18 protein-coding genes are annotated in these 19,563 nt (G+C 34.9%); 11 read left to right on the top strand and 7 right to left on the bottom strand.

From position 1 onward, the window contains the following. Window positions 1–573 carry an anthranilate synthase component II gene (locus B6C84_RS07375; protein ID WP_065651581.1) on the bottom strand — a complete coding sequence of 191 codons (573 nt, stop codon included), beginning with the start codon at window positions 571–573 and terminating at the stop codon, window positions 1–3. Window positions 574–882: 309 nt separating this feature from the next. On the opposite strand from B6C84_RS07375, the gene manD reads away from it, so the two are divergent. The 5 genes from manD (at window position 883) to yccX (ending at window position 6,219) form a co-directional block, all read left to right on the top strand. Next, on the top strand, window positions 883–2,097 hold the full coding sequence (gene manD / locus B6C84_RS07370; protein WP_034902860.1) for a D-mannonate dehydratase ManD: 1,215 nt from the start codon (window positions 883–885) through the stop codon (window positions 2,095–2,097). Between the two features lie 24 nt (window positions 2,098–2,121). Continuing rightward, window positions 2,122–3,456, top strand: a complete 1,335-nt coding sequence (locus B6C84_RS07365) for an MFS transporter (RefSeq protein ID WP_081300034.1) — start codon at window positions 2,122–2,124, stop codon at window positions 3,454–3,456. Between the two features lie 48 nt (window positions 3,457–3,504). After that, a complete protein-coding gene (locus B6C84_RS07360) occupies window positions 3,505–4,986 on the top strand; it encodes a mannitol dehydrogenase family protein (RefSeq protein ID WP_086353892.1) in 1,482 nt (493 codons plus the stop codon). Window positions 4,987–5,170: 184 nt separating this feature from the next. Further along, a complete protein-coding gene (locus B6C84_RS07355; RefSeq protein WP_086320933.1) occupies window positions 5,171–5,854 on the top strand; it encodes a GntR family transcriptional regulator in 684 nt (227 codons plus the stop codon). Between the two features lie 86 nt (window positions 5,855–5,940). Then, complete coding sequence (gene yccX, locus B6C84_RS07350; RefSeq protein ID WP_065578099.1) at window positions 5,941–6,219, top strand: acylphosphatase; 279 nt, start codon at window positions 5,941–5,943, stop codon at window positions 6,217–6,219. A gap of 98 nt (window positions 6,220–6,317) precedes the next feature. Here the strand turns inward: yccX and B6C84_RS07345 are convergent, their stop codons facing one another. Continuing rightward, window positions 6,318–6,911, bottom strand: a complete 594-nt coding sequence (locus B6C84_RS07345) for a CHAP domain-containing protein (RefSeq protein WP_086320932.1) — start codon at window positions 6,909–6,911, stop codon at window positions 6,318–6,320. Between the two features lie 412 nt (window positions 6,912–7,323). Between B6C84_RS07345 and lptC the strand changes: the two genes are divergently transcribed. Genes lptC through B6C84_RS07325 form a run of 4 tightly spaced genes read left to right on the top strand, consistent with a single transcriptional unit; the run spans window position 7,324 to window position 10,596 of the window. Next, window positions 7,324–7,890 carry an LPS export ABC transporter periplasmic protein LptC gene (gene lptC, locus B6C84_RS07340; RefSeq protein ID WP_086320931.1) on the top strand — a complete coding sequence of 189 codons (567 nt, stop codon included), beginning with the start codon at window positions 7,324–7,326 and terminating at the stop codon, window positions 7,888–7,890. A gap of 3 nt (window positions 7,891–7,893) precedes the next feature. Then, on the top strand, window positions 7,894–8,448 hold the full coding sequence (gene lptA / locus B6C84_RS07335) for a lipopolysaccharide transport periplasmic protein LptA (RefSeq protein ID WP_081300035.1): 555 nt from the start codon (window positions 7,894–7,896) through the stop codon (window positions 8,446–8,448). Further along, the gene (lptB, locus tag B6C84_RS07330) at window positions 8,449–9,174 is read left to right on the top strand and encodes an LPS export ABC transporter ATP-binding protein (protein WP_086320930.1); all 726 of its coding nucleotides are present in this window, start codon (window positions 8,449–8,451) and stop codon (window positions 9,172–9,174) included. Window positions 9,175–9,180: 6 nt separating this feature from the next. Then, the gene (locus B6C84_RS07325) at window positions 9,181–10,596 is read left to right on the top strand and encodes an RNA polymerase factor sigma-54 (protein WP_086320971.1); all 1,416 of its coding nucleotides are present in this window, start codon (window positions 9,181–9,183) and stop codon (window positions 10,594–10,596) included. 137 nt (window positions 10,597–10,733) lie between these two features. On the opposite strand, the gene leuD is transcribed toward B6C84_RS07325, so the two are convergent. The 4 genes from leuD to leuA all read right to left on the bottom strand — a co-directional run bounded on the left by leuD (window position 10,734) and on the right by leuA (window position 15,519). Further along, window positions 10,734–11,336 carry a 3-isopropylmalate dehydratase small subunit gene (gene leuD, locus B6C84_RS07320; RefSeq protein ID WP_065578096.1) on the bottom strand — a complete coding sequence of 201 codons (603 nt, stop codon included), beginning with the start codon at window positions 11,334–11,336 and terminating at the stop codon, window positions 10,734–10,736. 11 nt (window positions 11,337–11,347) lie between these two features. Next, window positions 11,348–12,757, bottom strand: coding sequence for a 3-isopropylmalate dehydratase large subunit (gene leuC, locus B6C84_RS07315; protein WP_065651573.1), 1,410 nt, complete (start codon window positions 12,755–12,757; stop codon window positions 11,348–11,350). A gap of 65 nt (window positions 12,758–12,822) precedes the next feature. Beyond that, complete coding sequence (gene leuB, locus B6C84_RS07310) at window positions 12,823–13,902, bottom strand: 3-isopropylmalate dehydrogenase (protein ID WP_086320929.1); 1,080 nt, start codon at window positions 13,900–13,902, stop codon at window positions 12,823–12,825. A 69-nt stretch (window positions 13,903–13,971) separates the two neighbouring features. Continuing rightward, window positions 13,972–15,519 carry a 2-isopropylmalate synthase gene (gene leuA, locus B6C84_RS07305; RefSeq protein ID WP_086320928.1) on the bottom strand — a complete coding sequence of 516 codons (1,548 nt, stop codon included), beginning with the start codon at window positions 15,517–15,519 and terminating at the stop codon, window positions 13,972–13,974. A 563-nt stretch (window positions 15,520–16,082) separates the two neighbouring features. Between leuA and nfsB the strand changes: the two genes are divergently transcribed. Further along, window positions 16,083–16,727 carry an oxygen-insensitive NAD(P)H nitroreductase gene (gene nfsB / locus B6C84_RS07300; protein ID WP_086353891.1) on the top strand — a complete coding sequence of 215 codons (645 nt, stop codon included), beginning with the start codon at window positions 16,083–16,085 and terminating at the stop codon, window positions 16,725–16,727. Window positions 16,728–16,784: 57 nt separating this feature from the next. On the opposite strand, the gene B6C84_RS07295 is transcribed toward nfsB, so the two are convergent. After that, window positions 16,785–17,654 carry a YcxB family protein gene (locus tag B6C84_RS07295; RefSeq protein WP_086353890.1) on the bottom strand — a complete coding sequence of 290 codons (870 nt, stop codon included), beginning with the start codon at window positions 17,652–17,654 and terminating at the stop codon, window positions 16,785–16,787. A 221-nt stretch (window positions 17,655–17,875) separates the two neighbouring features. Here B6C84_RS07295 and ettA point away from each other — a divergent pair, with 221 nt between their 5' ends. Next, window positions 17,876–19,543: an energy-dependent translational throttle protein EttA gene (gene ettA / locus B6C84_RS07290; protein WP_086320926.1), complete on the top strand. Its 1,668-nt coding sequence runs from the start codon at window positions 17,876–17,878 to the stop codon at window positions 19,541–19,543. The last annotated feature ends 20 nt before the right edge of the window (window positions 19,544–19,563 follow it).

Genomic DNA, 19,563 nt, shown 5'->3' with positions numbered 1-19,563 from the left:
TTAATTACCATTAACAAAGTTGCTAATTATTTTTAAACCAAATTCTGTCTTAATTGCTTCAGGGTGAAATTGTACCGATTCAATTGGCAGTGTTTTATGGCGTAATCCCATAATTAATCCTTGCCTATTTTTAGCGGTGACTATTAAAGGTAATTCATTTGATGGCAAATTAGTTTGGGCAATTAGAGAATGATACCTTACAACAGATAGTGGATTTTTAATCCCGACAAACAAGCCTTGCTCATCATGAGTAATTTCATCAATTTTACCATGCATTGGTACTGGGGCTTTAACAATGCTATAACCAAAATATTGGGCAATCGCTTGATGACCTAAACAAATGCCAAGGATTGGGCAGTGATTAGCAAAACAATTGATCGCCGATAATGATATCCCGGCATTATCGGGTATTCCCGGCCCCGGAGAAATGACCATTTTGGAAAACGATAATTGCTTTAATTCATCAATAGACTTTTCATCATTTTTGATGACCATAACTTCGGCTCCTGCACGGCAAAGGTAATCATAGATATTAAAAGTAAAAGAATCGTAATTATCAATTAGAAGAATCAAAGTAGTACCCAATGCTTAATAATTATAAAAAAGGAGGTTTTAACGAGTGACTGGTGATTCTATTATAAAAAGCGATGCTATATAAAGTAATTAATTACTTATTAAAAAACTATTTAAAACTATATTAGACATTTAAAAACCCTGTTCCTCAAAAATTTTCAAAAAAATTGAGGAGTGGGGTTTTTTATTACTTATTTCTCATAAAGTTAATATTAATGTGATCCATATCACATTAATAATCTAATCTACTTGTATGGTAGTATTATTCGAATTAAAGTTTATTCGTTAACCATTTTTCAGAGGTATTAAATGAAAATCGTAAAAGCGGAAGTTTTTGTGTGTAGTCCAGGAAGGAACTTTGTCACATTAAAAATCACTACAGATTCAGGCGTATATGGAGTTGGTGATGCGACACTCAACGGACGAGAGCTATCTGTCGCATCATATCTTAAAGATCATCTTTGCCCACAGTTAATTGGGCGAGATGCTAGTCAAATTGAAGATATATTTCAATATTTCTATAAAGGTGCTTATTGGCGTCGTGGGCCAGTGACCATGTCAGCAATATCAGCAATTGATATGGCGTTATGGGATATCAAAGGTAAAGTAGCCAATATGCCACTTTATCAGTTATTAGGTGGCGCTTCACGTACTGGTGTTATGGTTTATTGCCATACCACAGGTAAAGATATTGAAGAAGCGCTAGATGATTATGCAAAACATAAAGAGATGGGCTTCAAAGCCATTCGCGTTCAATGTGGTATTCCGGGAATGAAGACCACATACGGTCAAAGTAAAGGTAAAAACTTAGCTTACGAACCGGCTACTCGAGGTAACTATCCAGAAGAGCAATTTTGGGCAACCGATAAATATCTTGATTTCACACCAAAATTATTTGAAGCAGTAAGAAATAAATTTGGTTTTAATGAACATCTATTGCATGACATGCACCACCGTTTAACGCCAATTGAAGCTGCGCGTTTTGGTAAAAGTATCGAAGATTATCGCCTATTTTGGATGGAAGATCCGACACCTGCAGAAAATCAAGAGTGCTTCCGTTTAATTCGTCAACATACCGTAACACCAATTGCTGTCGGTGAAGTATTCAATAGCATTTGGGATTGTAAACAGTTAATTGAAGAACAACTGATTGATTATATTCGAACCACCATAACTCATGCTGGTGGTATTACACATATGCGCCGGATTGCTGATTTTGCGGCACTTTATCAAGTTAGAACTGGTTCGCATGGTCCATCTGATTTATCGCCAATTTGTCATGCAGCTGCTTTGCATTTTGATATGTGGGTGCCTAATTTTGGTGTACAAGAATTTATGGGTTATTCCGAACAGATGTTAGAAGTTTTCTCGCCTAATTGGACCTTTAATGATGGTTATATGCATCCAAGTGACAAACCTGGATTAGGAATCGATTTTGATGAAAAACTTGCTGCAAAATATCCATACAATCCTGCTTATTTGCCAATTGCTCGTCTAGAAGATGGCACATTGTGGAATTGGTAACTAGAAAAAATTAAGGAAATTAATATGTCAACTTTAGAAACAATAGAAGAAAAAGAAAAACGAAATATCATAAGACGTGTAGCTGTTGCATCATCAATTGGAACCGCTGCAGAATATTATGATTTTTTTGCATATGGGACTGCAGCGGTACTCTTTTTTGGTCAACTGTTCTTTCCTAGTAATGATCCTTTTATTAGTACGCTTGCTGCATTTGCTACTTATGCCGTAGGTTTTTTTGCAAGACCTATTGGTGGTATTGTTTTTGGTCATATGGGCGATAAAGTAGGAAGAAAAAAAGCGTTAGTCATTACTATTTTAATTGTTGGATTAGGAACATTCGTTATTGGTTTATTACCTACTTATGCATCAATTGGTTGGTGGGCACCTGTAATTCTAATTTTAATTAGAGTATTACAAGGATTTGGTGTCGGTGGTGAACAAGCTGGTGCTGTGTTGATGACAGCGGAATATTCTCCACCTAAAAAGCGCGGATTTTTCTCTAGTTGGGTACAAATAGGCGCACCACTTGGTTTTTTGTTACCTTCAGCACTTTTTGCTTTATTAACATCATTACTTTCAGAAGAACAAATGCTTGATTTTGGTTGGAGAATACCATTTTTATTAAGTTTACTTTTGGTAATATTGGGATTATTTATCCGATTACGTATTGACGAATCACCAGTTTTTGAAAAAATTAGACAAACTAAAGCTGTTGAATCTTCAATGCCACTGAAAGATGTTATGAAAAATTATCCGGGGATTGTTGCTAAAGGGGTTGGCGCAAAACTAATTGAAGCATGTTCATTTGCTATGTTTACAGTGATTGTTTTGGCCTATGTAAATGTAAATCAATTTAATAAAAGTTATGTATTAGATGCAATAATTGTTGCTGTAGTCATCGAGATTTTTACTATCCCATTAATGGGCGCTTTATCGGATAAATGGGGAAGAAAAAGAGTCTATATACTTGGCGCTCTTCTGCAAGTAATTTTTATTGTTCCATTTTTCTTAATGATTAATACACAGAATTATATTTTAATTCAGTTGGCAATGATAATCGTTTTACCTATTGGGCATGCTATGTGTTATGCGCCACAAGCATCATTCTTCCCTGAATTATTTCCAACCGCAATTCGTTGTAGTGGTATTGCGTTGATATGGCAGGTTGGCTCATTAATTGGCAGTGGAATTTTAGGGCTTTGTGCGGTTAAGATTTTACAAATGTGTAGTGGACATTATTCTGGTTTAGCCTTATATGTTGGTACATTAGGTATTTTATCAGTTATTGGTATTGCGTTATTGCCAGAAACAGCACCTAATAAAATTAATAAAGAATACCAACAATGGGTAGGAAAATAAAACGACAAAATAATGATTATTTCAATTAATTATTAATCAGAGATTTTTATGAGATTATCAAATCAAACTTTATCACAACTACCTAAGGAGGTAGTTGTTCCAACTTATGATAGAAGCAAAATTAAAACCAAAATTGTTCATCTTGGTTTTGGCGCTTTTCATCGTGCTCATCAAGCAGTTTATACGGATATACTAGCTGCACAGCATGATAGCGATTGGGGATACTGTGAAGTTAACTTGATTGGTGGTGAAGCTCAAATTCAAGATTTAAAACAACAAGATTGCTTATTTAGTGTATGTGAAATGTCCTATGATAACTGGAATACTCGTGTTGTAGGCGTTGCAAAAGAAGCATTACATGCAGATATTGATGGAATACAAAAAGTCTTAGATGTGATGACCCGTCCAGAAATTGCGATTGTGTCAATAACGGTAACCGAAAAAGGTTATTGTTATCTGCCATCGACAGCATCAATTGATACCAATAATCCATTAATTAGTCATGATATTGCCAATCCTCATGCACCTAAATCCGTTCCGGGTGTCATTGTTGAAGCGTTACGTTTACGTAAAGAGCAGGGATTAAAACCTTTCACGCTTATGTCTTGTGACAATATGCCTGAAAATGGTCATGTTACACGTAATGTTGTTTTAGCATTGGCTAAACAACGAGATTCTGATTTAGCCCAATGGATTGATGATAATGTTACGTTTCCATCTACCATGGTTGACCGAATCGTACCAGCGGCAACGCCAGAAACTATGGTAAAAATAAACAAACAACTAGGTGGTATTGATGATCCTGCCGGTATTGCCGGTGAACCATTTAGACAATGGGTTATTGAGGATAATTTTGTGGCAGGTCGCCCTCAATGGCAAAAAGCGGGTGCAGAATTAGTTAATGATGTATTGCCATATGAAGAAATGAAGTTACGCATGTTAAATGGTAGCCATTCATTTTTTGCATATTTAGGCTATCTAGCTGGTTATTTACATATTGATGAATGTATGCAGGATGCTAATTATGTTAAAGCTGCTAGGTATTTAATGCTAAATGAACAAGCAACGACGTTGCGAGTTAAAGATGTTGATCTACCTGCTTATGCTGATTCTCTACTTGATCGTTATCGAAATACTGGTTTAAAACATCGGACATGGCAAATTGCAATGGATGGGACATTGAAGTTACCCCAACGAATGCTTGATTCAATTCGTTATCACTTAGCTGATAATACTGCATTTGATTGTCTTGCTTTAGGGGTAGCAGCTTGGATGCGCTACGTTAGTGGGGTTGATGATGCGGGTAAAGCTATTGAAGTGAGTGATCCGTCAATTATGCAAATAACCGATCTTGTCGCAAATAGTGCCGATGATGAAAATAGAGTAAAAGCGTTATTGTCTTTAACTCATGTGTTTGGTAGTGACTTGCCACATAATCAACTTTTTGTCGATAAGGTAACAAATGCCTATCTGTCATTACGAGATTTAGGTGCTAAACAGACAGTTAAAAATTTAACTGAACTTTTTTAGCACTATAAATGAAACTAACAATAATTGATAATAACTAAGGTGTAATAGCTTATTTAAGTCATTACACCTTCTATAATCATCATTCTAGTTATTTAATATATATAGTATTTTTTAAAAAAACTTTTCTTATATTTAAAAATCACCTACTATTTATTGTAATTAATTGATTACATAAAAATGGTATATGTTTAAACTTATTGAATTAAATATTTCTGAACCGGTTAATCAGCAGGTTTATCGCGCATTAAGAAGGGCGATTATTACATGTCAGGTGTTACCGGGAGTTCTACTTTCTGAAAAAGAGATCTCAAGTCAATTCAATGTATCACGCCAACCAGTCCGTGAAGCATTTATCAAATTAGCCGAAGCAGGATTAGTTAAAATTCTGCCACAGCGAGGCACATTTGTAACAAAAATCTCGATTAAAAAAGTGATTGATGGGCAATTTATTCGTGAAGCTGTTGAGTGTGCCATTATCAAACGGGTTGCGCAAGAAATAACCAGTGCTGATCTGGTATTATTGGATAAAAATCTTGCCGAACAGGTAGATGCCAATAACCGTAGAGATATTCGCGCTTTTTTGGAAAAAGATGACGAATTTCACCAAATTATAATGAATGTTATCGATTGTCCAATGGCTTGGGAAACTGTCGAAAATATCAAGGCAATGATGGACAGAGTTCGATATCTCACCTTAGAAGATATATCTCCACCAGAGGATTTAGTCAAGCAGCATGAAAAAATCGTTATTGCACTAAAAAAACATGATCCGGAAATGGCGGCATTGGCGCTGCATGAACATCTATCTACTATTTTACACACAATAAAAATAGTGTCACAACAACGGAATGATTGGTTTGTTGATTAGCTTATTAGTAAATAATAAGATTAAGTTATAAAAAATATTTTTATAATGAGATTAATCACTATAAATAATAATTGAGACTTTCTATTATGATACGACAAGTTAAAATTCGAGTGTGTGGTCGTGTACAGGGCGTTGGTTTTCGTTTCTTTACCTATCAACAAGCGACCAAACTAGGTTTAGTTGGTTATGTTAAAAATTTAGATAATGGTGATGTAGAAATAGTCATACAAGGGGATAACATATCAATCGCTAAATTAATACAATGGCTTGAACAGGGCGGGCCAGTTTCAGCCCGTATAACTGCAGTGAATGTTATGGAATTAATTCCTGAAAGCCAGTTAGTCGGTTTTCATATCAAATATTAACTTTATAAATTATATGTTTTATTGCAATAATAATTAGTTGGCTAATCAACGCTATGATATATATGGCTAATATTTATAAAGCATTATTTAATTAATATTTAACGTTTACGCAAATAGCCGAAAACACGATAACCTTCGATTTTCCATAATCCATCTTTATAAATTAACGGGAAAGTTACTCTGCTACTTGCGTTAGGGCCAGGATTTTGCTGAACAATTTCAATTTCATTGTCGCTAACTTTACTGATAATAGCAACATGACCATATTGAGACCATCCCAGTACGATAATATCTTCTACTTTGGGTTTGGTCGTTGATCCATTATGGAACTGAAGTAAATTACGTCTGGTATTTATTTTACCGTCAGGAATGGAATCATCGAAAAAATCTTTTGCATGGCCATAACTATCTGGCATTTTATGATTGAAACGTTCGTAATAGTAGCGTTTAATGAATTCAACACATTGATATTTAAGACCTAAATTATAACCATCTTTAGCTACATTGCGACTACTAACATGATTGATATTGCCATTATAGTAGACTTTAATACCATTAAACTCGTCGATGACCGTGCCAATTTTACTCTCATTAACATTTAAATCAGCATAAGCATAATGATAAAAACTACCTACTTCCAGCATGAATAAAACAATTAATAAATAGAGACTGTTTTTTAATCTAAATAACATATTGATTTCCTATTGATATTTTTTTTATCCTTATTAGGTGATTATGTCTAAATTTTAGCCTTAAAAATTAATTATAATAGTTATTTATTACTAAAAAATGTATATATTAATTGCTATATCTGAGCAATTAATTTTTCAATTAAAAAATAATATTTTATTTAAATTAAAAGAAAAGCTCATTGTTATGTATTCATTATTAAACACTGTAAAACGTATCTATTAAGATGCTTTGAGACCGTTATCTTATTAATACTAATGTTTATCAATCATTATCAGAATGTCATTTAACTTCTTGCAATGTCAGATATTAATTTAATAAAAAATAAAGTAAAATGAGCTAATATTTAGATGATTTGTCATAATAGTGTGCCTGCGTTATTGATTAATCTTATAAAGGTAATTAACGTAAAGTATGAATAAAAAAAATTTAATCTGTTTCTTACTTCTTATTTTGATAATTGGTGTTTATTATAGTTATCAAAAAGATGATGAGGTGTCGAGCACGCCATCAAACGCAAGTCTGCCCGAAACACCAATTTATCAAAGTGATGATATGATAACCAATATCTATGATTTATCAGGTAATATGGTATATAAAATTGAATCTGGCAAAGTAAAGCATTTTGATAATAATGAAAATACTGATTTTGATTTACCTAATGTGACACTTTACGATCAGGATCATGCGGCTACTTGGCATATTAAAGCAAAACGCGCAACTTTGACTAATGATAAATTGATCTACCTTTATCAAGATGTCGTGTTAACAAATTTAACCCCAGAATCGCAATTACAACAAGTGTTAACTGATAATGCTGTAGTTGATTTAAAAACACAACTGGTAACGTCTGATGATCCAGTAAAAATTAAGGGAGTTGGTTTTTTCTCAACTGGTTTGGGTTTAATCGGTAATTTACGAGAAAAAACGGCAAATATACTTGAGAATATAAAAACCTTTTATAATAGTGAGGCTCAATAAAAAATGAGATCCAAAAAACAGAAATTTTTTCCGTTATTTTTTATGCTATGTGCATCATTTGCTTGTTTTGCTGATGAGCCTAATGAAGCCGCTTCATCTGCCTCAAAAGATCAAAAGATGTTTGTCGATAATAAACCTATTACAGTTGATGCAGATAATCAGCAAATAGATATTGAAAAAAATATTATTACTTTTAATGGGAATGTCCAGATTATCCAAGAAGGTTTGACCATATGGGCAGATAAAGTGGTAATTACTGATATGCAAGACACCAGTAAACAAAAAATAACTGCATATGGTAAACCGGTAAAATATAAACAAATTCTTCCACAAAATAATAAAATTGTGACCGGTCATTCACAACAGGTTATCTATAATGTTAAGGAAAATAACATAGTATTACAAGGTAATGCAGAACTATTTCAACAAGATAATCATATCAGTAGCTCAATCATTACTTATGATGTGAAAAAACAGCAAATTGTTGCACAACCAGGCAAAAAAGGTCGGGTAAAAAGCACTATTATTCCAAGTCAAGTAAAAGAGATGAATAAATAAATGGCAATTTTAAAAGCGGAAAATCTTGCTAAAGTTTATAAAAAACGACGAGTTGTTGAAGATGTTAGTTTAACAGTAAACTCAGGTGAAATTGTTGGTTTACTTGGCCCTAACGGTGCAGGTAAAACTACCACTTTTTATATGGTGGTTGGCATTGTGACTTTAAATGCTGGTAAAATCTACCTTGATGAGCATGATATCAGTATTTTGCCATTACATGAGCGAGCGCAAAAAGGAATAGGTTATTTGCCTCAAGAAGCGTCAATATTTAGAAAACTTTCAGTTATTGATAATATTATGGCAATTTTAGAAACTCGTGATGATATTGATAAAAATGAAAAGATAAATCGAGCCGAAGAGCTACTTGAAGAGTTTCATATTACCCATATCCGAGACAATGTTGGTCAATCATTATCTGGTGGCGAACGACGACGAGTTGAGATCGCTAGAGCATTGGCAGCAAACCCTAAATTTATCTTACTTGATGAACCATTTGCTGGTGTAGATCCCATTTCGGTTATTGATATTAAAAATATTATTAAACATCTACGTGATCGTGGTTTAGGGGTACTGATTACTGATCATAATGTTCGTGAAACACTTGATGTTTGTGAACGTGCCTATATAGTGAATAAAGGACATTTAATTGCTGAAGGTACACCAGACAGTATATTAAATAATGACTATGTTAAACGTGTTTATTTAGGACATGAATTTAGATTATAGATTATGATAAAACAAGGCTTACAACTGAAGGTTTCACAACAGTTGTCAATGACGCCACAATTACAATTAGCTATTCGATTGTTGCAATTGTCGACTTTAGAATTACGTCAAGAAATTCAAACTGTACTTGAAAACAATCCATTATTAGAGATTGCCGATCAGTATGATGAGGTTAATGTTGAACAAGATGAACTAAACGAAAATATTGATACCCGTGAAGCATTGGATAGCCAAGAAATCCCCGAGGATATTCCGTTAGATGCCTCATTAGATGATATTTATACTGCAGGTACACCCTCTGGAACTCACTCTGATTATCGTAATGATGAATTACCAATCTATCAAGGGGAAACACATGAAACCTTGCATGATTATTTAAAATGGCAATTAGATTTAACACCATTTAGTGACATTGATCGTGCAATTGCTGTTTCGATTATTGAAGCTATTGATGACAGAGGTTATCTAACCGTTTCAACTGAAGAAATTCTAGAAGAACAAGGTAATAGTCAAATTGAACTTGATGAGGTTGAGGCTGTTTTAAAGCGAATTTGGCATTTTGATCCAATCGGAGTTGGAGCCAGATCGTTACAAGAATGTTTATCTATTCAAACTCAGCATTTATCTCCGCCGGTATTAGTTAAACAGATTATTGATAACTATTTAGATTTATTAGCAAATCATGATTATCGAACATTGAAAAAACGCTTAAATGCTACGGATGAACAGTTAAAAGAAGCCATTAATTTTATCCAGCATTTACAACCTTATCCTGGTGATTCGGTCAATACTTTACCTCCGGATTATGTTATTCCTGATCTTGTGGTAAAAAAGATTGATGGCAAATGGATTGCTGAATTAAATAACGATACTGTTCCGACTCTGCGTATTAATCAACAATATGCGGCAATGGAAAAAATTAGTAATGAAAGCGATAGCCAATATATTCGCGCACATTTGCAAGATGCAAATTGGTTTATTAAAAGCGTCGAAAATCGTAATGAGACACTATTAAAAGTGAGTCAATTCATTGTTGAGCATCAACAAGCTTTTTTTGAAAATGGCGCTGAATATATGAAACCAATGATTTTGTCTGATGTTGCCGAGGCAATTGATATGCATGAATCGACAATATCACGAGTAACAACACAAAAGTATTTACAATGCCCAACTGGCATCTTTGAGTTAAAATTCTTTTTCTCAAGCCATGTTAATACTGAATCTGGTGGCGAAGCATCATCGACAGCCATTCGGGCATTAATTAAAAAATATATTTCCGAGGAAGATGCAAAAAAACCTTTGAGTGATAGCAAATTAGTTTCAATCCTTGAAAATCAAGGGATTATTATTGCTCGGCGAACGGTAGCAAAATATCGTGAGGCATTGTCAATACCACCTTCAAATCAACGCAAACAGCTTTAATATTAATAAGCTATTTTATTAATTAGATTAAATATTTCTATTACCTTTGAATGCGATTGTGTTAATAACTGATTGATTTTGACGATTTAAATATATTATCAATAATTGAATTAAAGGCGCTTGCGCGCCTTAATAAATTAATTTAAGAATGTAGGAATTTTATGCTCAAAAGAGCTGATAGCATCTTCATGTTGCAGGGTTAAACCTATATTGTCTAAACCATTTAATAAACAGTGGCGTTTGAAGGCATCAATTTTAAATGAATATTGTTTATCACCCGCGATGACGACTTCATTTACTAAGTCGATAGTGAATTCAATTCCCTCATTGGCTTCAACCAATTTAAACAACTCATCAACTTCTTCTTCAGACAAGTTAACTAATAATAGTTGATTATTGAATGAGTTATTATAAAAGATATCAGCGAAGCTCGAGCCAATAATAGTTTTAAATCCATAGTCGGTTAATGCCCATGGTGCATGTTCACGCGATGATCCACAACCAAAGTTTTCACGAGCTAATAAAATACTCGCGCCTGCATATCGAGGTTTATTTAATACAAATTCTGGATTAGGTTGTTTGCCAGCATCATCTAAAAATCGCCATTCATGAAATGCATGTTGCCCAAATCCGGTACGAGTAACTTTCTGTAAAAATTGTTTAGGAATAATCGCATCGGTATCGACGTTCGCGGCATCTAAAGGCACGACTAATCCAGTATGTGTAGTAAATTTTGCCATGACAAGTCTCCTTAAAATGGTTTGCGAATATCAGTAAAATGACCAGTAATGGCCGCCGCAGCTGCCATTGCCGGGCTAACTAAATGTGTTCTTGCATCACGACCTTGGCGTCCTTCAAAATTACGATTACTGGTAGATGCACAGCGATCACCCGGTGCTAATTTATCATCATTCATCGCTAAACACATTGAGCATCCTGGTAAACGCCACTCAAAACCGGCATCGATAAAAATCTTATCTAATCCTTCCGCTTCAGCTTGTTCTCGTACAGGACCTGAGCCCGGTACGACAAGGGCTTGAACGCCATCGGCAACTTTACGACCTTTGGCAACTTCAGCAGCGGCACGCAGATCTTCAATACGGGAATTAGTACAAGATCCAATAAACACTTTGTTGATCTTAATATCAGACATTTTAGTTCCCGCGGTTAACCCCATATAGGCTAATGCGCGTTCAGCTGAATGTTTTTCAATTGGATCGGAAAAATCTTGAGGATTCGGTACTTGAGAATCAATAGCGGTTACTTGGCCTGGGTTAGTACCCCAAGTTACTTGTGGCGCAATATCTTTACCTTCCAAAGTAACAATGGTATCAAAGTGTGCACCTTCATCGGTTTTTAAGGTTTTCCAGTAAGCAACAGCTTGCTCAAAATCTTCACCTTTAGGTGAAAATTGACGACCTTTTAAATATTCAAATGTGGTTTCATCTGGTGCAACTAATCCAGCTTTGGCACCCATTTCAATGGCCATATTACATAATGTCATTCGGCCTTCCATTGACAAAGAAGTAATTGCTTCGCCACAAAATTCTACGACATGACCTGTACCACCAGCACTGGTTGTTTTACCAATGATCGCTAGAATAATATCTTTGGCGGTAATGCCATCAGCGACTTTACCTTTGACCTCGATTTTCATCGTTTTAGCGCGACCTTGTTTCAATGTTTGGGTAGCTAAAACGTGTTCAACTTCCGATGTCCCAATCCCAAAAGCTAATGCACCAAAAGCGCCATGTGTTGCGGTGTGTGAGTCACCACAAACTATCGTCATACCGGGTAATGTCATCCCTTGTTCAGGACCAACAACATGCACAATTCCTCGTAATGGACTTTGTAAACCGTATAAAGAGACGCCAAACTCTTCTGCATTTTTAGCTAATTCGGTTAGCTGAATTCGTGCCATCTCACTACAAGCGCTTAAATCATTACTTTTCGTTGAGGTGTTGTGATCCATTGTGGCGAAGGTTTTATGCGGTTGTCGGACTTTACGATTCATTGCTCGTAAACCATCAAAGGCTTGAGGAGAGGTGACTTCATGAACCAAATGGCGGTCGATATACAAAATAGGGGTTTCATTAGGTGCTTCATAGACAACATGTGCATCATATAATTTTTGATACAATGTTTTTGGTTTTGTAGACATTGCTTATATTCCTTTAATATTCTTGCAAAAGGGTTAATATGATCGATTAACCCTTACTTTAAAAATTAAATTAAACGACAAATGGTATCGCCCATTTCATCGGTAGAAACATAACTACCACCACGAGCAAGATCAATAGTGCGAGTACCTTGTTCTAAAGCTTTGTTAACTGCATTTTCAATAGCTTTAGCAATATCATCACGTTTTAAACTATAACGAACTAACAGTGCTAATGATAAAATTTGTGCAGCAGGATTAGCAATATTTTTACCTGCAATGTCAGGCGCACTACCACCTGCAGGTTCGTATAAACCAAAGCCATCTTCATTTAAACTGGCAGAAGGTAACATTCCCATTGATCCAGTAATCATGGCACATTCATCAGATAGGATATCACCAAATAAGTTAGAACAAAGTAATACATCAAATTGCGCAGGATCTTTCACTAATTGCATAGTGGCATTATCAATATACATATGCTCTAATGTGACATCTGGGTATTGTTTAGCTACTTCACTGACAACTTCACGCCACAAAATGGAGGTTTGTAATACATTGGCTTTATCTACTGACGTTACTTTTTTACGACGGATTTTCGCTGCTTCAAATGCCATACGGGCAATTCGTTCAATTTCAAAGCGGTGATAAACCTCAGTATCAAAAGCACGCTCTTGAGGGCCAGTTCCTTCACGCCCCTTAGGTAAACCGAAATAGATACCACCAGTTAACTCACGCATACATAAAATATCAAAGCCACGTTTAGCGATATCTTCACGTAACGGACATAACTCTTCTAAACCTTGGTATAAACTAGCAGGGCGCATGTTGGCAAATAATTTAAAATGTTTGCGTAATGGTAATAGAGCACCGCGTTCAGGTTGTTGGTCAGGTGGTAAATTGGTCCATTTTGGACCGCCAACCGAGCCAAATAAGATAGCATCAGCTTTTTCACATCCTTCTAACGTCTCTTTTGGTAATGGGCAACCGTGAATATCAATTGCTGCACCACCCACATCATATTCACTAGTTGTAATGGCTAGGTTATATTTTTGACGAATAACCTCTAACACTTTATAGGCTTGTTTCATCACTTCTGGGCCTATACCGTCACCAGGTAGTACTGCAATATGGTAATTTTGTGACATATCTATTCCTTAACAATCTAATTATATTTTAAATATTTCGTCATTAAGTAACGAAACAATATTTACTTTTTAGTATTGGTGCAATTTTTGTTTTTGTTCTGCAACCTGATTTGCTCTATAAACATTATTTAACACATTAATTAATGCTAATGCTGATGAATGAACAATGTCGGTAGCAAGCCCAACTCCATGGAATTTACGTCCTTTATATTCGGCAACGATATCGACTTGACCCAAGGCATTTTCACCCTGTCCTTTAGATGCTAATTGATATTTCACAATTGAAATAGGTTCGCCAGTAATACGATTTATCGCTTGATAAACAGCATCAACAGGGCCATTACCTGTTGCTGCATCTGAATATTTTTGATCGCCAATAATTAAACTAACTGAAGCGGTTGAAACGACAGTAGAGCCAGATTGTACATTAAAATAATCCAATACATAATGCTCTTCATCATCTTTAATTTGATTAATAAAAATTAATGCTTCTAAATCATAATCAAAAACCTGGCCTTTTTTATCGGCAAGTTCTAAAAAGGCTTGGTAAACTTGATCTAAATTATAATCATTATCCTGATAACCTAATTCAGCTAAACGATGTTTTACTGCAGCTCGGCCTGAACGGGAAGTTAAATTTAATTGGATTTGATTTAAACCGATCGACTCAGGGGTCATGATTTCGTAAGTTTCGCGATTTTTTAACACGCCATCTTGATGGATGCCGGATGAGTGCGCAAAGGCATTACTACCAATAACCGCCTTGTTAGACGGTATCGGTGTATTGGTAATTTGGCTGACGATTTGACTGGTACGATAGATCTCTTGATGATTAATATTGGTGTGAACGTTTAAGATATTTTGGCGGACTTTAATCGCCATAATAACCTCTTCTAAAGCTGTATTACCAGCGCGCTCACCTAAACCATTCATCGCCCCTTCAATCTGCCTAGCACCTTCTTGAATCGCGCTAATCGAGTTAGCCACCGACATGCCCAAGTCATCATGACAATGAACAGAGATAATCGCTTTATCAATGTTCGGGACACGTTCAAATAAGGTATGAATAATGCCACCAAATTGATAAGGGACAGTATAACCGACAGTATCCGGTATATTGATCGTGGTTGCCCCTGCTTGAATTGCTGCTTCAACAATCCGACATAAGTTATCAATTGGGGTACGGCCTGCATCTTCACAAGAAAACTCCACATCATCTGTATAATTACGTGCACGTTTAACACAGTGCACAGCCTGTTCAACGACATCTTCAAATGTCATTTTTAATTTATCTTTAACATGTAAGGTCGATGTCGCCATAAAAGTGTGGATACGAAATTGATCGGCTACTTTTAGCGCTTCGGCGGCAACATCAATATCCTTATCTATACAACGAGACAACGCACATACACGACTATTTTTAATGGTTTTAGCAATAGTTTGTACTGATTCAAAATCACCTGGAGATGAGATAGGAAAACCAACTTCCATCACATCCACTCGCATTCTTTCTAATGCTAAAGCTATTTGTAATTTTTCTTTAACACTTAAACTTGCTTGTAACGCTTGTTCACCATCACGTAATGTTGTGTCAAAAATAATAATTTGATCGCTCATTGTTATTTCCTTTATATTTTAGCGCTATCTCGGTATTTCAAGTTAAGAAAACAAAAAACCCGCACTTTAGCGCGGGTTCTTGTTAATTTGTCGAGTTAATTATTAAATCACTTTTACTCCACACACAAGCTATCCGCGCACACTGATGCGAGGAGGAGGCTGAGTAGGAGGTTTGTAAATTTAATCATTAACTTCTCAATATTATTTATTGAAATATTTGTACAATTTTTATCAAAAATTTTTACCTATGTCAAGGAAGATATTCTAATTATGAATTTTTGCATGGCTAAATTTAGTTAAGATCTGATTAGATATGATGCATTTAGCATATTTTATTAATAATCAATGAAAAGAATGCTAAGAAATAAATTGAAAAATAGTCCAATAGTATGCAGAATGGTTGGAGTTTAGGGTATAAGCGCCTGATAAGTAGTTTTCAATAGATTCAAAATAATCATTTCAATAACAAGAATGCTCATTATTTATGTATCCATTTCTGCTCTAAAAATAGATTTACCCAAGTAACGCTATTTCAACATTAATTATCATTTATTGGAGCCATTATGAATATCGTCGAAATTTCTCAAAAACGTTATACCACCAAACATTATGATAAAAGTAAAAAAATTCCCAAAGAAAAAATAGAACAATTACTTACAGTTTTAAGAAACAGTCCATCTTCAGTTAATTCACAACCTTGGCATTTTTATATTATTGATAATGATGCAGCTAAAGATAAAATTTTACCTGCTATAGCTGAATTTAATCAGCCACGAGTAACCGATTCATCTCATACTATTTTATTTTGTATTAAATCACCTTTAGAAGATGCCCATTTAGTTAATTTGCTTAACCAAGAAGAGAAAGATGGCAGATTACCATCATCCGAACTAAAACAAACTCAGGATGAGTCAAGACGTTTCTTTGTCACTAAAAATAGTAAGACAATTGAGTCACAACAGAGTTGGGAAGGTAAACAAACTTATTTAGCATTAGGACAATTACTTTTTGCCGCTGCTGCTATTGGTGTTGATTCTACCGCCGTGGAAGGCTTTGATTGTGAAAAAGTGGATGAAATTTTAAACTTAAAACAAAAGGGGCTAAAAAGCCTAGTTATTGCAACATTAGGTTATCGTTCTGAAAATGATGGTAATGCCCATCGTCCAAAATCACGTTTACCAGAAGAACAAATTTTCACTTTTTTATAACAAAATACCGCTATAACTTATCCCACCAGATGAACAAGTGGGGTAAGTTTACGAGTGTTATTTTAAATAAAAATTATTATATTGCATTAGTTTATCTTCAAGAACTTGTCGTTGTTGGGATGTAAAATCATCATTATAAAAGAGATAACCACTATTACAATTTATAATAAACAGATAACCTTTTTTTATTTTTCTTATTTTGTGTAATTGATCATACTTTATAACTGTGGTGCTTAATTGGGTTTTACTTGTCATTGTAAATCTATCTTCATAAAAAATGACCTTTGAATAAATAAAAATTTTATTACTTGTCTTACACCAATTTTCAGCTGAACATTTTAAACCAGGTTTGATACTGAAGTAGATTGCAATTGAATATATAATTGTAATACAAACGAAAAATAATGCATGGCTAGAATCTTTTATTAAAAGATAGCATGGTAAAAACATTATGAGTATATAAATAGGGGTCATTATAGATTTTTTAAATAGTAAATAATAAAAACAATAATAGATTCTATTAATATCCATTTTATAAGTGTCTATCTCTGCTATTTGTGTTTCTAAATTTTTTCCTAAATAATCACATAAAAAATCATGAATAATTTCTAGTTCATCTGATTTGAAAGACTGTTGACTAACAAAATAAAAATCTTGATTATTGATAAAAAATAAATAGCCGTCTTTAGTTTTATTAATGCAATATAAATCTTGATAGTAGAAAGTGTTGATTTCATTTTTATCTTTATTAAAAATGACCAATTTTTCATTATTAAACGACATAGTAAAGTATCGCATATTATCTGGTGTTGAATCATTCAATTTTTGCGCGAACTCATGATCTAATACGCCATATTTTGCATAATAAGCATCTAACCAATACTGGGTATTAACATAATATTCAATAACTACAGTTTGTTTTTCCATTTTATTCCTTATAAATTATTTAGTATGCTTATACAGATTATTCAGTAAACAATCATAAATTAATTGAATATTGAATTATATGTTAGTTGATAGTTTTTCTACATTTATAACATAATTCATAAATAACCCTAGACCATACAGCTAGAATCATTACAATATAGGCCATCAATCACATAGCATTACTTTTTGCTAGTTTTAATTAATTAAACGGATAATGTTTTATGGCGCAATATGTCTATACCATGAACCGCGTGGGGAAGATTGTTCCTCCTAAACGCTATATTTTAAAAGATATTTCTTTAAGTTTTTTTCCGGGAGCTAAAATTGGTGTTCTTGGTTTAAATGGAGCAGGGAAGTCTACATTACTACGAATTATGGCTGGAGTAGATACCGAGATTGAAGGTGAAGCTCGTCCTCAACCAGGCATTAAAATCGGTTATTTACCTCAAGAACCTAAACTTGACCCTAAACAAACTGTACGTGAAGCAATTGAACAGGCTGTTGGTGATGCTAAAAACGCATTAGCTCGCTTAGATGAAGTCTATGCCGCTTATGCCGATCCTGATGCCGATTTTGATAAATTAGCGAAAGAACAAGCCGAGCTTGAAGCAATAATTCAATCGCAAGATGCCCACAATCTTGATAACCAATTAGAGCGTGCAGCTGATGCCTTACGCCTACCAGATTGGGATGCTAAGATTGAGAACTTATCCGGTGGAGAACGACGTCGTGTTGCAATTTGTCAATTATTACTTGAGAAACCTGACATGTTATTAATTGATGAACCAACCAACCATTTGGATGCTGAATCTGTTGCTTGGTTAGAACGCTTTTTACATGATTATGAAGGAACTGTAGTTGCAGTTACCCATGACCGTTATTTCTTAGACAATGTTGCCGGTTGGATTTTAGAGTTAGACCGTGGTGAAGGCATTCCATGGGAAGGTAACTACTCATCTTGGCTTGAACAAAAAGATCAGCGATTAGCTCAAGAAGCGGCAACGGAATCGGCTCGTCGTAAATCAATTGAAAAAGAATTGGAGTGGGTACGCCAAAATCCAAAAGGTCGTCAAGCAAAAAGTAAAGCTCGTTTGGCACGTTTTGAAGAATTAAATAGCAATGATTACCAAAAACGTAATGAAACTAATGAACTCTTTATCCCACCTGGGCAACGTTTAGGTGATAAAGTCATTGAGGTGGCTAATTTAACTAAATCATATGGCGATCGCGTATTAATTGATAATCTTTCTTTTAGCATACCGAAAGGAGCCATTGTGGGTATTATTGGGCCTAATGGTGCTGGTAAATCGACGCTATTTAGAATGTTATCAGGTAAAGAGCAACCGGACTCCGGTACGATCACTTTAGGTGACACAGTACAACTAGCCTCTGTTGATCAGTTCCGTGACAGCATGGATGATAAAAAAACCGTTTGGGATGAAATTTCCAATGGCCAAGATATTATGCGTATTGGTAATTTTGAGATCCCAAGTCGTGCCTATGTTGGACGCTTTAATTTCAAAGGCGTTGATCAGCAAAAACGTGTTGGTGAGCTGTCTGGTGGTGAACGCGGGCGTGTACATTTAGCTAAATTATTACAAGTTGGTGGTAATGTACTATTACTTGATGAACCGACTAATGATCTTGATGTCGAAACCTTGCGTGCGCTTGAAAATGCGTTATTAGAGTTTCCGGGCTGTGCATTAGTCATCTCGCATGACCGCTGGTTCCTTGACCGTATTGCTACTCATATTTTAGATTATCAAGACGAAGGGCATGTTGAGTTCTTCGAAGGTAACTTTACTGAATATGAAGAGTGGAAAAAACGTACCTTAGGGGCAGAGGCGCTTGAACCTAAACGAGCTAAATATAAACGAATTAGCAAGTAGCTTTTAAGTTCTATTTTATC

This window comes from Gilliamella apis (assembly GCF_002142155.1).
GTDB classification, from domain to species: Bacteria; Pseudomonadota; Gammaproteobacteria; order Enterobacterales; family Orbaceae; genus Gilliamella; species Gilliamella apis.
This window is presented reverse-complemented; position numbering and strand designations above follow the sequence as displayed.

Excerpts from the sequence above, each read along its gene's own strand:
- manD (WP_034902860.1), top strand. The coding sequence starts at position 883 with ATGAAAATCGTAAAAGCGGAAGTTTTTGTGTGTAGTCCAGGAAGGAAC.
- B6C84_RS07365 (WP_081300034.1), top strand. The coding sequence starts at position 2,122 with ATGTCAACTTTAGAAACAATAGAAGAAAAAGAAAAACGAAATATCATA.
- B6C84_RS07360 (WP_086353892.1), top strand. The coding sequence starts at position 3,505 with ATGAGATTATCAAATCAAACTTTATCACAACTACCTAAGGAGGTAGTT.
- B6C84_RS07355 (WP_086320933.1), top strand. The coding sequence starts at position 5,171 with ATGTTTAAACTTATTGAATTAAATATTTCTGAACCGGTTAATCAGCAG.
- yccX (WP_065578099.1), top strand. The coding sequence starts at position 5,941 with ATGATACGACAAGTTAAAATTCGAGTGTGTGGTCGTGTACAGGGCGTT.
- B6C84_RS07345 (WP_086320932.1), bottom strand. The coding sequence starts at position 6,911 with ATGTTATTTAGATTAAAAAACAGTCTCTATTTATTAATTGTTTTATTC.
- lptC (WP_086320931.1), top strand. The coding sequence starts at position 7,324 with ATGAATAAAAAAAATTTAATCTGTTTCTTACTTCTTATTTTGATAATT.
- lptA (WP_081300035.1), top strand. The coding sequence starts at position 7,894 with ATGAGATCCAAAAAACAGAAATTTTTTCCGTTATTTTTTATGCTATGT.
- lptB (WP_086320930.1), top strand. The coding sequence starts at position 8,449 with ATGGCAATTTTAAAAGCGGAAAATCTTGCTAAAGTTTATAAAAAACGA.
- leuD (WP_065578096.1), bottom strand. The coding sequence starts at position 11,336 with ATGGCAAAATTTACTACACATACTGGATTAGTCGTGCCTTTAGATGCC.
- leuC (WP_065651573.1), bottom strand. The coding sequence starts at position 12,757 with ATGTCTACAAAACCAAAAACATTGTATCAAAAATTATATGATGCACAT.
- leuB (WP_086320929.1), bottom strand. The coding sequence starts at position 13,902 with ATGTCACAAAATTACCATATTGCAGTACTACCTGGTGACGGTATAGGC.
- leuA (WP_086320928.1), bottom strand. The coding sequence starts at position 15,519 with ATGAGCGATCAAATTATTATTTTTGACACAACATTACGTGATGGTGAA.
- nfsB (WP_086353891.1), top strand. The coding sequence starts at position 16,083 with ATGAATATCGTCGAAATTTCTCAAAAACGTTATACCACCAAACATTAT.
- B6C84_RS07295 (WP_086353890.1), bottom strand. The coding sequence starts at position 17,654 with ATGGAAAAACAAACTGTAGTTATTGAATATTATGTTAATACCCAGTAT.
- ettA (WP_086320926.1), top strand. The coding sequence starts at position 17,876 with ATGGCGCAATATGTCTATACCATGAACCGCGTGGGGAAGATTGTTCCT.